Genomic DNA, 14,878 nt, shown 5'->3' with positions numbered 1-14,878 from the left:
GTGCGCCTTTATTAACCGCCCGCGGTTAATAAAGGCGCACAGCAGTTTCTAGGCGTAGTCCAACGCACCTTCGGCTGGTGTCGGTACCCGGCGCCGTAGCGGCGAGCCCAATGCCCTCGCCAGATCCGTTCCGTCGTGCTCGGCGAGCAGCTCACCGTTCGACCAGACCAGCAGCGCGGCGCTGACAGCCTGTTCGGCCGTGGAGTGCGCGAGGTCGTAGTGCGCACACCCGGGGACGTCTGCGTATGTGATCCACAGGTCGTAGCCGGTCATGAAGAGGTCCAGGTCGAACTGAACGCTCAAGCCGAGAAGCTCGCTGCGACCGTTGTCGTCGACACCGGCGAAAGCCTCGTCGAGTGCCAGCAGACGCGGGGCGTGCGGGTCGGCCGAGTCCAACATGACGTGCGCCGCCGCGAAGAGCGGAAGGTGCAGCGAGACGGACTGCTCGCCACCGGACAGCGCGCTGTGCCGCGCGACGGTAAGACGGTCTTCCTTGCCCTCACCGCTGATGAGGGTGAACGAGAACACGCGCCATTGACGGTAGTCGAGCGCCGAGGACAGAATCTCCGGGTACGAGCGTTCGGGGTGCGCCGCGCGGGCGGTACGGATCTGCGTCGCGAAATGTGCTCGCAGAGTTGCCAGTTCATCGACGCCGAGGGCCGACGCGTCTCGATCCAGCAGCTTGGAGATCGCCCGCGAGCTGTCGTCGAGGTTGTCGGCGAGCACCCAGTGAACGCCGATGGTATTGCCTGAGGACATCCGACGCTCACGCATCTCGGTGCCCATCTGTGCGATCAACTCGCGTGCGTCGACCGTGCGCTCGTGGATCTGCTGAGCCAATCCCGTCAACAGGGCATCTTCGAGAATGCGACGCTCGGATTCGGTGAGCAACTGCTCCTGATCGCCGCGAGCGTCGTGGATCCGCGTTGCGAACTCGCCGATCGACGAATAGCCCTGATCGTCCTGGACTCGTACGACGGTCAGCCCATCCGGTGCATCCCACTGCAGACGGTAGTCCTGTCCGGCTGCTGCGAGTTGCGCGTCGAAGTCCTGCAGCGCCGAGGTCAGTGCCGTGCGGGTTGCCTTTCGGGCGCCGTCGGTGACTCGGACTGCCGAGGTCGCAGCCTCGAGCGCTCGGTACAACTTGTCGACGTCTTCGGGGAGGACAGGCGGGTGGGCCGCGTCCTCGCTGCGATCTTCGTTCTGGATGCGGTAGACCAACTGATCGGGGCTCATCCACGCCGCTGAACTGGCCGGCCAGCTCAGGTGATCCTTGACGCCCAACAACTCGAGAAGGTCCGGGCGCGCGTAGGGTGCGAGTCGCTCTGCATCACTGCGGGTTTCGGTCAGGGTGTGACGCAAGGTCTCCACGGCGGTGTTGTACGCACCCTCCGCCGTGCCGATCTGGAGGACGGCGGCGTCGTATGCCTTTCGCGCCGCACGCTGTTCGACCTTGCATTCTTCGATCTTCGCGCGGGCTTTTGCCAGGTCCAGGTCGATCTGCTCGGCGCTGGCACCGAGGGTGTCGCGCAGCGTCTCGAGACGCTGCACCTGCTGGAGCAGACTCTCCTCGGCGATGGCGGCTTCCTCGGCGAATTCCTCCGCATTGGCGCGTGATTCGTCGAGACGGTCGCGAGACTCGCGTTCGAGTTCGACTTCCTTGGCATGCTCCCGTCGGCAGCGCAGCGCCAGTTCGCCCTGCTTCTCGAAATGACGGATCGCCGCCGCGAGGGAATCGAGTTCACGGCCGATATGCGGCGTCCGGTGCTGCGACGCCGTCGCTCGGAGTTGCTTTTCCTTCGCCGCGAGATCAGCGATCGCCGCATCGAGTTCGCGTTGTGCCGTTTCCGTGGCCTCCGAGCGAGTACGGAGTGCGCCGGCAGATTCGGTGACCGTCTTGAGTGCGCGCAGGATCGAACCTGTCTTCGGCAATTCCTTTGCCGCAGAGTTGATCCGGCTCAGTTGCTCGTTGGTCTGCGCCACCAGTGCCTTGGCCGTATCGACTGCCGCGGCAAGTTCTTCCAGAGCCGCATCGATCTCGGTGATCCGAGCCTCGCGTCGACGCGCCCGTGCTGTGGTGCCGATGTACTCGGCATCGGCCTTGACGTGCCGGCCACGCGCGACGCCCTGCCAGAAGCGGCCGTCGACGCCGATCGCGACGCTTGCATCGGAGTCGCCTGGCGCCTCGACGAGACTGATCGACGCGAGAATGTCCTGTACCCGAGCGTCGGGTACGTCGGCATTGCCTTCGACCTCGAGGACGTCGGCCAGCGTTCGTCCCTTCGGACGCTGCTTGACGGGCAGAGCCGTCAGGAACTGCTCGCTGACGTGCTCGGGAATCTTCTCGTCCGGGCAGACCCAGCCGTCGAGCAGATTTGCCGCCTGGAGTGCGGATTCGATTCCCGTGGCCACCTCTGGTTCGACGGAATCGGCGAAGCGCACCAACTGCCACAGCGGTGCACCACCCAGTTCACTGCGGTTGTCGGAGCGTGCGTGGAAGGCAGGCGGAGCGTCGTCGTGTTCCGCCGAGACGGCCTTGCGCTCGGATTTGAGAGCCGCGATGGAGGCGTGTGATGCAGATATTTCAGCTTCGGCCTCACGTCGACGCTCGCGCAGCGTCTCGGTGCCGGCCACGGTGTGCTCGGCGAGAACTGCGGACAGCGCCGGAGCGTCTTCGTCGCCGACCTCGGCGAGCGCCGCGTCGAGAGCTTCGAACAGCGACGTGTCGGCGCCGACAGCCGAAAACAGGGAGGAGTGATCGGTCCACCACGCGCGCAGCCCGCTGGCGCACTGACTGCGTGCGAGTTCCACGGCAGCTTCGCCCTCGAGTACCGCGGCCTTGGACGCTTCGAGCAGCTCTTGTCCACGGCGAGAGCTGTTTTCGGCCCGGGTTCGTTCGGTCGCCGCCTTCTCGACGGTCGCCAGTGCGGTGCGGACGACGCGTACGTCACCGTCACGCTCCTCGGCATGGCCACGGACGGCTGCCGTGATCTGGTCACTGCGTGAGCCGTCGGGCAGGGGAGTCCAGACGATGCCGGCGTCCTCGGCTGCTGCCTGAAGTTCGTCCTCGGCGCGCGAGAGTGCTTCGGCCGCACGCTTGACCGACGATGCAGCCTTGTCGGCTTCGTCGCCGCGTTGAGCGAGTGCGGCCTGCGCTTTCCGGGACTTGTCTGCCTGCTGCTCGGTCGAGAGCTTGAGCGTCGCGACGGCCTGGGCGAGGTCGTCGAGTTGCTGTTTGCCTTCGTACGCGCTCGAGCGTTGCAGTGCTTCGACATTGGCGCGCGCGTTCTCGAGTGCCTGCTCGGCCTGGTTGAAGCGCTCCTCGGCTGCTGCCCGCGCCTCACGGCTGCGGGTCTGGGCGAGCGACGACTCGTCCATGGCGGCAACACCTCTGGTGACCGCTGCGAGGCGGGTGCTGACCTGTTCGATCTCTCCGCGAGACTGCTGACGCAGGTACTTGGTGTAGACCCCGATGAAACTCTGGGCTGCCTGATCGGCGGCCGCGAGCCCCTCGAGCGCGCGGCCGACTTCCTCCATGTCGCTGAACGAACGCGCAGCTTCGAGGACCAACTGATCGTCGAGTGGACGGAGACCGTCGGTGAGTGCCTGCGAAAGGCCCTTCGGGTCGAGGTTCTTCGCGAGCTGGGGGCGGCGAAGCGTGAGAATGAGATTGATCAGCTGGTCGTAGCGCTGCACACCGAGACCGAACATTCGCGCGTCGATGGCTGTGCGGTAGTCGAGGGGACGGTCGGTGATGGAATCGCTGCCGAGTTGTTCGGCCAACTGCTTCTTGGTGAGAGGACGATCGTCGTTGCCGATCAGCGAGAAGTCGACTCCGACGCGGCCGTCGGCGACGAAGTACCAGCGGGTGACCTTGTCGTTGGTGCGTGTTGCGCGCATGCCGATGCCCACGGTCACCGACTCGGGATCTTCGAGGGAGCCGCGGCAGAACTCCATCCACACGTAGGAGTGCGCGCTGTCCTGACCCCGGTAGAGCAGGTTGGACTTCATCGTGCGCTCTTCACCGGCGAACGGGTTGAGGCGCCGCGGTTCGATGCGGCCGTCGAAGACGAACGGGAACAGGACCTCGAGGGCCTTGGTCTTGCCGGATCCGTTGGGTCCCCGCAGAACCAGTCGACCGTCGGCGAACGAGAACTCTTGGTCTCGGTAATCCCAGAGGTTGATGATTCCAGCCCGAGTAGGTCGGAAGCGGGCGTTGCTCATACGTTCTCTACCTCTGATAGTTCGCCGTTGGGGGAAGGTTCGGGGCCGAATTCGTCGACCGGATCCGGTGCGGAGTTGTCCACCGCGAAGTCGATCTGAGGATCGCGTTCGCGCACGGAGACCACGACGTCGCGGTACCGGGCAAGGACGGGCAACACCAGTACGCCGCCGTCGACCGCATGCGTCAGGCGCAGACGTTGCAGCAACCCGAGCGCCTGCTTGCGCAGCCCGTTGTGATCGGCCTGCCACTGCGCCGCGAAAGTTCGCCCGAACTGGTCCACCAACTCGGTGACCTTGTCAGCGAGCCAGTCGTCGTCGATTTTCGGGTACGTGACGGGTGGGGGTGGCTCGGCCGGTTCGCCGGCGGGCAGCACGAAGTCGTCGTCCTCGTCGGCGAGGTCCTCGAAGATCCCGGCCTCGGGGATGGCGGCATCGAGTTGTTCGATCAGGTGATCGTCCGACACGTGCGGGATCGGAAGTATCGGCAGTTCGGGAGCGTCGACGTCGAGTACGCGGTCGGCAATCTCGCCGGCCAGGAGAAGTGCCACCTGAGCGATCGTTCCGGTGCTCGGGAAGCGGACGTCGGAGAGTCGGCCGGTGGGATCGATCATCGCGATTCCCTCGGCGCGACGCTCGGCCACCAACCCCGTCAGTAGTTCGACTTCCGACGCGGTCTTGGGCTGCGCCAACGCGATCAATTCGTGCTGATCGAGTTCACCGGCCAGTACGACCGGGCGCTCGACGAGTGCCCGACGTACTCGGCGTCCGATCTCTTTCGCGTCCACGGGAATTCCGTCGTCCTCGGAGGCGCTCGAGGTCTCGGCGGCCAGGAGTCCGCGGATGGAGTGAAGGTGCTGCAGGGCGCGCGGTGGACGGAACAGCGCTACGACGACGGAACGATCGATGTCGTAGAGCGCTTCTCCCGCTTCGGGATTGGACGCCCAGCCGTTTGCGTCACCGTCGGCGAGGGCGATGGCGCCTCTGACTCCGAGCCAGCCCACTGCGTCGACGAAGGCGTCGCGGTCGGACGCACGATCGGTGGAGAGTTCGACGCCGTCGACCTGCGCGGCGTCGGCCGCCACGTGATCGGCCAACTCTGACAACGTGATCTGGTTTCCGGCGCGGCCCAATGCGGCCAGGCACAACGCCAGGTACGCGTAGCGCGTGCGATCGAAGGTTCGCTCGGAGGCAGTTCTGGCCGGTGCCGACGGGTTGAGCCGATCCGACACCGTGAACAGGCGCGCGGTGGTCTCCGTCACCTCGAGGCGGTAGCCGAACAGTTCGAGAAGGTCGTCACGCAGTTCGGTGGCCCAACGGCGCAAGAGCGGCAACGCAATTCGATCCGGGTACGTCGAGGTGATCAGGTGGTTGGACAGGATCACTCGCGCCGCGCGTTGATACGAGTCGAGGGCAAGGGGCGTGATCTCGCGAGCTCTCATCGAACACTGACCTCGATGCCGTCGAGATGCATTCGTCCGCGAGCAGTCTTGATGGTGGTCGAACCGTCCGAGGGACTGAGTGTCAGCTTCACCCCGTTCTCGCTACCGGTGGAGCTCTTGACGCGTCCCACCACCGGAACGCGCGCGGTCAGTGCTGCATTGAGCAGACTCAGCAAAACTTCGGTCTCCTGCTCGTTGAGTTCGCGCTGATAAACACCGTTCGACGCGAGTGATTGCGCCGCGGCGCTGCGCGTACGTTGCGCCGCCAACTGCTCTTCGCGCAGGCGGCGGATGCTGCCGTCGTTGCGGGCGACTTTGCTCGGCAAGCCGGGTGAGGGCGGGCGGCCGGTTTCGGCGAGTGTTCGCGCGATCTCGACCGGCGGTGCCTCCCACCACGAGCGCGAGTGCGAAATGATGTCGGCGTCCGGATGCACCATCGAGAGATGGCGTGGACGACCGAGGTCGAACACTGCCTGGAACAGAGCATGAGCTGCGTCTTCGGACGGCGTGGCGGCGAACCAGCCGGCGAGGTGCCGGAGCTGGCTCTCACGGCTGACGCCGCCGCGACGGGTTTCCGTGACGCGGCGAAGTAGCGCCAGAACCGCGGCGATCGCGCTCATCGTGCCCTCACGTAGACGCTCGGACTCGCTGATCCCCGATTCCGCGGAGACGAACCAGGCGGTCAATCCTCGCCAACGCGCAGCCCAGTCGTCTTCGCGTTCGGTGATCGGGACGAACACCCGTTCGTCACTGGCGGCGGCGAGGCGGATCATGCGATCGACCCCGGTGGATTCGACGTGCTCGATCGCTTCCTTGAGCTTGGGGGCGTAGCGCGCCAGATCGGAGCTGAACTCCCGCATGTGCGTGAGCAGAGCGTCCTTGTGCGTGAGGAAAGCCTGCGGAGTGATCTCCGTGGTCCGTACGAGGTCCCCGAGGGTCAGATAGAAGTGCGCGGCTCGATCGGCCATGTCGGAGAGTGTCGAGTCGAGGCGCTTGAGCTTGCGGAAGATCAGATCGCCGTCGGAGCTTCGGTTGGCCTCGGCGAGTTCGGACATGTCTGCGAGCAGGTCCGGCAGAGCGAGACGCGAGAGCGACGCCGAGTCCAGGCGTGCGGCGAGAACGTCTTCGACTGATCGATAGACCTGGTATCCGGCCTGACCGAACTGGTAGACGAAGTGGCGATTGCGGTACTCGGCCAGCGTGGCCGCGCGGGTGCCGTCGTAGCTGCGCTCGAGGATCTCCCACACGTGGAGCTGATCCAACAGGGGAGTGACCTCTGCTGCCGACAGATCGGCCGCCGGATCCGATCCACCGATCTTCTCGAGGATGTGCGCGACGGCTCCGGCATGCAGCAGGACGGTGTAGTTGGCGCGAGCATGGTCGAAGGCACGAAGTACCCAGAGGTACTCGGCCCGTTTTTCCGCGATCGTGAACGAAAACAGCTTCAGTCGATTGGTGTCGGCGTACGCGGCGTAATCGGGCGCACTCGTTTCTTCCACCATGACAGGGTAGGCGAGAGACGCCCCCTCTTTTTCCTACGGGCGATCCGTAGCAGGGGATGCGGCGCGTCGCCACTGCGATTCGTTCTCGATCATCCATGTGAGCAGGTGCTCGGCCGCCGCCTCGTCGGAGTCCGGGCCGACCAGCAGATCGGCGAACGCTTGGCTGGGGGCGACGATGCGGATGCCGTCGCGGGTGAGCAATCGGTCGAAGGCAGACGGTGAGAGGGGAGCGGTGATCCACACGTCACCGCCGGATTCCACCCGCCGTAGTCCGAGAGCGTCGGCGAACTGATCGACGTTGTCGGCATGGAAGTGGGCACGTCGAGTGGGCGCGTACCGAGCAAAGGGTGCGGCGGCCACCGAGGCGGTACCGGCGTAGATGTGACCGCTGAGCTGACGCAGTTGATCGAAGAGTGCTTCCAACCCGTCCGGCGCGTGAAAGCCGTGAGGCGTCGGCGCTTTGGCCCCGGCCTCAGCCGCCCATTCACGAAGCATCTTCGGCCAGCGGACGTCACCGATCCCACCGCGGGGGAGCCTGGTCACCAGTTCACGATCCGACAGTGTCTGAACCACCCGATAGGTTGCTCCCGTCGACGCACCGGCCAGGCGCACCAAGGCAGTGATCGCCAGTGGCGCCGCGAAATCGGCAAGCGCACGCACGACGCGAGCTGACGGATCGCCCGTCAGCTGTCCGGAAGGACGTCCGGGCCCCCGCCACGGATCGGCGTCGGCTCCGCGTCCACGCACCCAGACGGCGGGTCGATCAGCGGTCAACGACACGTTGCCCGTGGCGTCTGCGTACGAGATCGCGTGGGAATCGAGCTGCCGGCGGACCGGCTCGGACAGATATTTTGCGCACACGAAGCCGGGTTGACCGGTGGGGAAGCGATCGGCGATACCGGGAACGTCGCTGCTCAGGACACCGTGCGCGGCGTAGACGCCGAATTTGGCCACCGCACCGTCAGGGGAGCGGAGGTCGAGTCGGAGTGGCGCCTCGGACAGGTCGGGGGAGCGCTGTGTCGACAAAGACCAGGTAGGAGGCAAATTTTCTTCGATGACGGCAACCGATCGCCGAAAAATGTCGATCGGCCGTTCCGGTTCCGACTCAGAATCGCTCATGTTCCAATGGTATCAATATCTGTCGACGACGGAAACACAAGATTTTCCGAATAATGTTCGCCCCGACAGCCTCGCGACAACGGTGGTCGCTTTCGCCGAGAAACTCACTACCTACACAACTTCGAATTCGAAATTGCCGAGACCGATCAGCGTTGCTTCGGCATGATCAGGGGAGCGACGACGGCGAGCAGTAGTGCGGGGATCAGGAAGCTCGCGGCAGGCGAAGAGTCGTAAATCGGTGTCAGGGCCAGGGGAGCAAGAGCGGCGCCGCCGAAGCGCATCGCTTGGACGACGGACACGGCGCCGCCACGGTTCGGCCCCGCGGATCCGAGGACCGCTGCGTTGACGCCGACCAGCACGAACTGGCTCGCGACGCCTGCGGCAAACCATGCGATCGCGATCACCGGCACCAAGCCGGCAAGGCCGACTACGGAGACCAGAACTGCTCCGCCCAGGGCGCCGATCATCACGGAGGAGCGTGCGCCGATGCGATCGATGAGGATTCCGATGCGCCGGGCCGAGAGGATGCCGGCCACGCCGAAGACGGTGAGCAGTAGGCCGCGGACGGTGGGGGACAGCCCGAACTCGTCTTCGAAGCGGAAGGCGAGCAGGAAGCTCAGTCCACCGAGGGCGCCCCAGCCGAGCAATGCAGCGATACCGATGCGGAGCACTTCGGGGCGTAATGCATCGCGGAGACGGGCGGGAGTGGTCGCTGCCGGTGCTTCGGACTTCGGAAGTCCGACGGCTCCCAGAATGCCCGCGGCCACTGCGATGACGAGAAAGGCCAGACGCCAGTCGAATTCGGCCGCCAGTCCACCGATCAACGGAGCCGACGACTGCCCTGCGGCCTGGAAAGCGCCGAAGGCTCCGAGGGCTCGACCCAGCCGTGCCTGCGGTGTTGCGGCCGCCAACGAGGCAAGCAGTAGCGGCGTGGTGAATGCGTTCGCGGAGCCCTGCAGTACCCGGGCGGCAAGGAAGATCTCGAGTGTCGGGGCGAGGAAGCATGCCAACGACGCGAGGACGTAGACGCCGTAAGCGATGCGCACCGTCCGAACCTTGCCCCACCGCGTCCCGAGTGTCCCCGACACCAACATCAGAGCGGCGAAGGGGAGCAGGTACGCGGTGAGGGAAGAGGCGGCCGCCGACGGACCGACCCCTAGATCGTCACCGATCTCGGGAAGGATCGAAGCAACCACGCCGCCGCCGAACGGGCCGAGGAACCCGCCGGCGTACAGCGCGATCAGCTGAAGCCGGAGGCGCAGTGGGCGCTGTGTACTTCCGCCTCCTTCTGGAGTGTTCTTGCTCACAGTCCGAAGCTGCCGGGGCCTCGCCGTCTGAGGTAGCGCTCGAATTCCGCGGCGATGGCATCGCCGTCGATCTTGGAGATTGCTTCGCTGATGTCGGTTTCGGCGTCTCCCCGTTCTTCCAGGGTGCGCACGTATTCGCCGATTTCCTCGTCGTCCGCGGTCATTTCGTTGACCGCTTCCTCCCAATCCTCCGACTGAGCCGGGAGCTCCCCGAGTGGGACCTCGATGTCGAGAACATCCTCGACTCGTTGAAGGAGGGCCACTGTGGCCTTCGGGTTGGGTGGCTGCGAGACGTAGTGCGGAACCGCCGCCCAGAACGAAATGGCGGGTACACCAGCACGAACGCACTCGTCCTGAAGAACCCCGGTGATGCCCGTCGGGCCTTCGTACCGCGTCTGTTCCAGGTTGAATCGGGCGGCGGATTCACTGCTGTAGGCCGTGCCCGTCACCGGGACCGGTCGGGTGTGCGGAGTATCGGCGAGCAGGGCGCCGAGGATGACGACCGTCTTGACGTTCAGTTGGTCGATCAGCTCGAGCAGATCCTCGCAGAAACTGCGCCACCGCATGTTGGGTTCGATCCCGCGAAGCAGGACGATGTCGCTCTCGCTGCCAGGAGGCGAACAGACCGACAAACGTGTTGCCGGCCAAACGATTTCGCGAGTGACACCGTCGACCTGCCGGACTGTGGGGCGGTTGACCTGATAGTCGTAGTAGTCCTCTGAATCGAGTTCGGCGAGCGGCTGGGCATCCCAGATCAGCTCGAGATGTTCGACCGCACCGCTGGCTGCGTCACCGGCGTCGTTCCAGCCCTCGAAAGCTGCAACGAGGATGGGATCACGTAGGACAGGGATGTCGCCCTCGAGGCGGTCGCTGCTGTCGACGGCAAAGCCGTCAGGGCTCTCGAAGGCCGCGGAATCATCGAAATCGACCGGGCCGTCGGGAGTGACGGGGAACTCACTTGGACTCACCCACCCAGCCTACGGCCAGAGCTTGTCGGTGCGCCCACTACTCTGGACGGCATGTCTGCCCCATTTAACTCTGCCCTGCTTGATGCGCTGAAACAGCGCGTTGTCATCGGCGACGGAGCGATGGGCACCATGTTGCAGGCCGCGGACCTCACCCTGGACGACTTCCTCGGCCTCGAGGGGTGCAATGAGATCCTCAACGACACCCGTCCCGACGTGCTCAAAGACATCCACCGTGCGTACTTCGCCGCTGGTGCCGATGCCGTCGAGACCAACACCTTCGGTTGCAACCTGCCCAACCTCGCCGACTACGACATCTCTCACCGGATCCGCGAACTCGCGGAAAAAGGCACTGCTCTCGCCCGTGAAGTAGCGGACGAGATGGGACCAGGCCGCGACGGCATGGCCCGATTCGTACTCGGCTCGATGGGACCGGGAACCAAGCTCCCCAGCCTGGGACACGCACCGTACGCAGTCCTGCGTGACGCGTACACCGAAGCTGCGCTCGGCATGATCGACGGTGGCGCCGACGCCATCCTCGTCGAAACCTGCCAGGACCTGCTTCAGGTGAAAGCTGCAATCCTCGGCAGCCAGCGTGCGATGGAGCAACTCGGACTGCGGTTGCCGATCATCACGCACGTGACGGTCGAGACAACCGGAACGATGCTCCTGGGCAGTGAGATCGGTGCGGCGCTGACGGCACTCGAGCCACTCGGTATCGACATGATCGGTCTGAACTGTGCCACCGGGCCGGCCGAGATGAGTGAACATCTCCGTCATCTGTCCAAGTACTCCACGCTGCCGGTGTCGGTCATGCCCAATGCCGGCCTGCCGCAGCTCGGCCCCAAGGGTGCCGAGTATCCGCTGACTGCCGACGAATTGGCCGAAGCCCTCAGTGGTTTCGTCTCCGAGTTCGGACTCGGCCTCGTCGGTGGCTGCTGCGGTACGACGCCCGAGCACATCAGCGCGGTCGCCGACGCGGTTCGTCAGGTCGAGAAGGCCCAGCGCACGCCGATCCACGAGCCGAGCACCTCTTCGCTGTACTCGGCAGTGCCGTTCGAGCAGGACGCCAGCATCCTGATGATCGGCGAACGCACGAACTCCAACGGCTCCAAGGCTTTCCGCGAGGCGATGCTCTCCGCGGACTACCAGAAGTGCCTGGACATCGCCAAGGACCAGACCCGCGACGGCGCACACATGCTCGACCTCAACGTCGACTACGTGGGCCGCGACGGTGCCGCCGACATGTCGGAACTTGCCAGCCGCCTGGCGACGTCCTCGACGCTGCCGATCATGCTCGACTCCACCGAGCCTGCCGTGCTGCAGGCCGGCCTCGAGCACCTCGGTGGCCGCTGCGCCGTCAACTCCGTCAACTACGAAGACGGCGCCGGCCCCGAATCGCGTTTCCACAAGATCATGACTCTGGTCAAGGAGCACGGCGCGGCGGTCGTCGCCCTGACCATCGACGAAGAGGGCCAGGCTCGCACCGCCGAGACGAAGGTCGCCATCGCCAAGCGTCTGATCGAGGACATCAAGGGAAACTGGGGACTCGCCGAGTCCGACATCATCGTCGACGCCTTGACCTTCCCCATCTCCACCGGTCAGGAAGAGGTGCGACGCGACGGCATCGAGACCATCGAAGCCATCCGTCAGCTCAAGGCTGCGTACCCGGAACTCCACTTCACCCTGGGTATCTCGAACATCTCGTTCGGTTTGAACCCGGCCGCACGGCAGGTCCTCAACTCGGTGTTCCTGCACGAGTGCACCGAGGCAGGTCTGGACACGGCGATCGTTCACGCGTCCAAGATTCTGCCGATGGCCCGAATTCCTGACGAGCAGCGTGAAACCGCACTCGACCTCGTCTACGACCGTCGTAGCGAGGGGTACGACCCGCTGCAGAAGCTGATGGCTCTGTTCGAGGGCGTTTCGGCAGCGTCGGCGCGTGAGTCCCGTGCGCAGGAACTGGCGGGACTTCCGTTGTTCGACCGGCTCGAACGCCGCATAGTCGACGGCGAGCGCAACGGCCTCGACGACGACCTCACCGAGGCGATGACGATCAAGCCTCCGCTGGCCATCATCAACGAGACCTTGCTCTCGGGCATGAAAACCGTCGGCGAGCTGTTCGGCTCCGGACAGATGCAGTTGCCGTTCGTGTTGCAGTCGGCCGAGGTCATGAAGGCTGCCGTGGCATTCCTCGAACCGCACATGGAAGCGAGCGACGAGGACGGCAAGGGTCGCATCGTGATCGCGACCGTCAAGGGCGACGTTCACGACATCGGCAAGAACCTGGTCGACATCATCTTGAGCAACAACGGCTACGAGGTCGTCAACATCGGTATCAAGCAGCCGATCGCGACCATCCTCGACGTCGCGTTGGACAAGAAAGCCGACGTGATCGGCATGTCCGGACTGCTCGTGAAGTCCACTGTCGTGATGAAGGAAAACCTCCAGGAACTCAACGCACGCGGAGTCGCCGAGAAGTTCCCGGTTCTGCTCGGTGGTGCGGCGCTCACGCGCTCCTACGTCGAGAACGACCTGCAGGAGGTGTACGAGGGCGACGTCAGCTATGCCCGCGACGCCTTCGAGGGTCTGAACTTGATGGACCAGATCATGACGACCAAGCGTGGTGGCGGCCCGGCGCCGGACAGCCCGGAGGCCATCGCTGCTCGCGAGAAGGCTGCCGAGCGTAAGGCACGTCACGAGCGTTCCAAGCGCATCGCCGAAAAGCGTAAGGCTGCAGCGGTTCCCGTGGTCCTGCCGGAGCGTTCCGATGTCGCAACCGACATCGCGGTGCCGACACCTCCCTTCTGGGGCTCGCGCATCGTCAAGGGAATCTCGCTGTCCGAGTACTCGGGGCTGCTCGACGAGCGCGCTCTTTTCCTCGGCCAGTGGGGCCTTCGCGGTCAGCGCAAGGGCGACGGTCCGACGTACGAGGAACTGGTCGAGTCGGAAGGCCGTCCGCGACTTCGGTACTGGCTCGATCGGCTGACGTCCGAGGGCATCCTCGCGCATGCCGCGGTCGTGTACGGGTACTTCCCGGCGATCTCGGAGGGCGACGACGTCATCGTGCTCACCGAGCCGAAACCGGATGCACCCGAAAGGTTCCGATTCACCTACCCGCGCCAGCACCGCGACCGCTTCCTGTGCATCGCGGACTTCGTTCGCTCGCGCAAGGACGCCGAGGCCACCGGGCAGGTCGACGTACTCCCGTTCCAGTTGGTGACGATGGGTCAGCCGATCGCGGACTTCGCCAACGAGTTGTTCGCATCGAACTCGTACCGCGATTACCTCGAGGTTCACGGAATCGGTGTCCAGCTCACGGAGTCTCTGGCCGAGTACTGGCATCGACGCGTCCGTGAAGAGCTAGTGCTTCCCGAGGGTCACACCGTCGCGGAGCAGGATCCCACCGAGGTTGCCGGTTACTTCGATCTCGAGTACCGCGGCGCTCGTTATTCGTTCGGATACGGCGCGTGCCCGGATCTCGAGGATCGAGCCAAGTTGGTTGCGTTGCTCGAACCCGAACGAATCGGCGTCGAATTGTCCGAGGAGCTGCAGCTGCATCCCGAGCAGTCCACGGACGCTTTTGTCCTGCACCACCCGGAAGCAAAGTATTTCAATGTCTGAGTTGTTGACCGAAGTATCCGAATCAACGCTCGGTGGTGTCCTGTGGGACATGGACGGCACCCTGCTCGATTCGGAGAAGCTGTGGGACATCGCGCTTCGTGAGCTGTCCCTACGCCTGGGCGGACCGATGACGGAAGCGACACGCGTTGCCGTCATCGGTGCGTCGAGTCCCTTCGCCCTTGCGACGGTGTTCGACGCGCTCGGCCTGGAGAAGCATCCCGATGCCATCGCCGAGGCGAAGGACTGGATGTACACCCGCGTCGGTGATCTGTTCGAGGACGGCGTGACCTGGCGGCCGGGTGCTCGCGACGCACTGTCGACCGTGCGTGACGGTGGTTTGCGTTCTGCACTGGTCACCAACACCGAGCGAGTTCTGGTCGATCGGGCACTCGGCATGCTCGGCCGTGAGTTCTTCGACCATTCGGTGTGTGGCGACGAGGTCCCCAACGGGAAACCGGCAGCGGATCCGTACCTGCGCGGCGCGCATCTGCTCGGACTCGAGCCTGCGCAGTGCCTTGCGATCGAGGACTCGCCGACCGGCACGGCGTCGGCCAGCGCTGCGGGTTGCGCGGTGCTCGTCGTTCCGTGTGAGGTCGACGTCCCGGCCGGCCCTGGACGTGTGTTTCGAGAGTCTCTGGTGGACTTGTCCATTCACGATCTTCACGACGTTCACTCGAGCGCGGCACGTTAGGCTGGAT

8 protein-coding genes are annotated in these 14,878 nt (G+C 64.8%); 2 read left to right on the top strand and 6 right to left on the bottom strand.

The genetic code is table 11. The features are described from left to right. Positions 1–48 precede the first annotated feature (48 nt). From RHP72_RS15405 to RHP72_RS15380, 6 genes are all read right to left on the bottom strand, one after another. A complete protein-coding gene (locus RHP72_RS15405; RefSeq protein WP_209908718.1) occupies positions 49–4,224 on the bottom strand; it encodes a TIGR02680 family protein in 4,176 nt (1,391 codons plus the stop codon). After that, a complete protein-coding gene (locus tag RHP72_RS15400; RefSeq protein ID WP_063316380.1) occupies positions 4,221–5,663 on the bottom strand; it encodes a TIGR02678 family protein in 1,443 nt (480 codons plus the stop codon). Before RHP72_RS15400 ends, RHP72_RS15405 begins: the two co-directional genes overlap by 4 nt. Continuing rightward, positions 5,660–7,165 carry a TIGR02677 family protein gene (locus RHP72_RS15395; protein WP_007733760.1) on the bottom strand — a complete coding sequence of 502 codons (1,506 nt, stop codon included), beginning with the start codon at positions 7,163–7,165 and terminating at the stop codon, positions 5,660–5,662. The genes RHP72_RS15400 and RHP72_RS15395 overlap by 4 nt, the downstream gene beginning before the upstream one ends. Before the next feature lie 33 nt (positions 7,166–7,198). Further along, positions 7,199–8,284 (bottom strand): hypothetical protein, encoded by a 1,086-nt coding sequence (locus RHP72_RS15390; RefSeq protein WP_081557899.1) that lies wholly within the window; start codon positions 8,282–8,284, stop codon positions 7,199–7,201. A 146-nt stretch (positions 8,285–8,430) separates the two neighbouring features. Continuing rightward, a complete protein-coding gene (locus tag RHP72_RS15385; protein WP_397517588.1) occupies positions 8,431–9,591 on the bottom strand; it encodes an MFS transporter in 1,161 nt (386 codons plus the stop codon). Beyond that, positions 9,588–10,442 carry a PAC2 family protein gene (locus tag RHP72_RS15380; RefSeq protein ID WP_223257810.1) on the bottom strand — a complete coding sequence of 285 codons (855 nt, stop codon included), beginning with the start codon at positions 10,440–10,442 and terminating at the stop codon, positions 9,588–9,590. Before RHP72_RS15380 ends, RHP72_RS15385 begins: the two co-directional genes overlap by 4 nt. 168 nt (positions 10,443–10,610) lie before the next feature. Here RHP72_RS15380 and metH point away from each other — a divergent pair, with 168 nt between their 5' ends. Together metH and RHP72_RS15370 are read left to right on the top strand one after the other, a co-directional pair. Next, positions 10,611–14,180 carry a methionine synthase gene (gene metH / locus RHP72_RS15375; protein WP_047270513.1) on the top strand — a complete coding sequence of 1,190 codons (3,570 nt, stop codon included), beginning with the start codon at positions 10,611–10,613 and terminating at the stop codon, positions 14,178–14,180. After that, positions 14,173–14,871, top strand: coding sequence for an HAD family phosphatase (locus tag RHP72_RS15370; RefSeq protein ID WP_042450985.1), 699 nt, complete (start codon positions 14,173–14,175; stop codon positions 14,869–14,871). Before metH ends, RHP72_RS15370 begins: the two co-directional genes overlap by 8 nt. Positions 14,872–14,878 lie beyond the last annotated feature (7 nt).

It is taken from the genome of Rhodococcus sp. SG20037 (assembly GCF_031763325.1).
Classification (GTDB): Bacteria; Actinomycetota; Actinomycetes; order Mycobacteriales; family Mycobacteriaceae; genus Rhodococcus_F; species Rhodococcus_F qingshengii.
The sequence above is the reverse complement of the archived record's forward strand: the minus strand, read 5'-3'. Positions and strand labels throughout refer to the sequence as shown.

Coding starts and splice junctions, on each gene's coding strand:
- RHP72_RS15405 (WP_209908718.1), bottom strand. CDS start 4,224: ATGAGCAACGCCCGCTTCCGACCTACTCGGGCTGGAATCATCAACCTC.
- RHP72_RS15400 (WP_063316380.1), bottom strand. CDS start 5,663: ATGAGAGCTCGCGAGATCACGCCCCTTGCCCTCGACTCGTATCAACGC.
- RHP72_RS15395 (WP_007733760.1), bottom strand. CDS start 7,165: ATGGTGGAAGAAACGAGTGCGCCCGATTACGCCGCGTACGCCGACACC.
- RHP72_RS15390 (WP_081557899.1), bottom strand. CDS start 8,284: ATGAGCGATTCTGAGTCGGAACCGGAACGGCCGATCGACATTTTTCGG.
- metH (WP_047270513.1), top strand. CDS start 10,611: ATGTCTGCCCCATTTAACTCTGCCCTGCTTGATGCGCTGAAACAGCGC.
- RHP72_RS15370 (WP_042450985.1), top strand. CDS start 14,173: ATGTCTGAGTTGTTGACCGAAGTATCCGAATCAACGCTCGGTGGTGTC.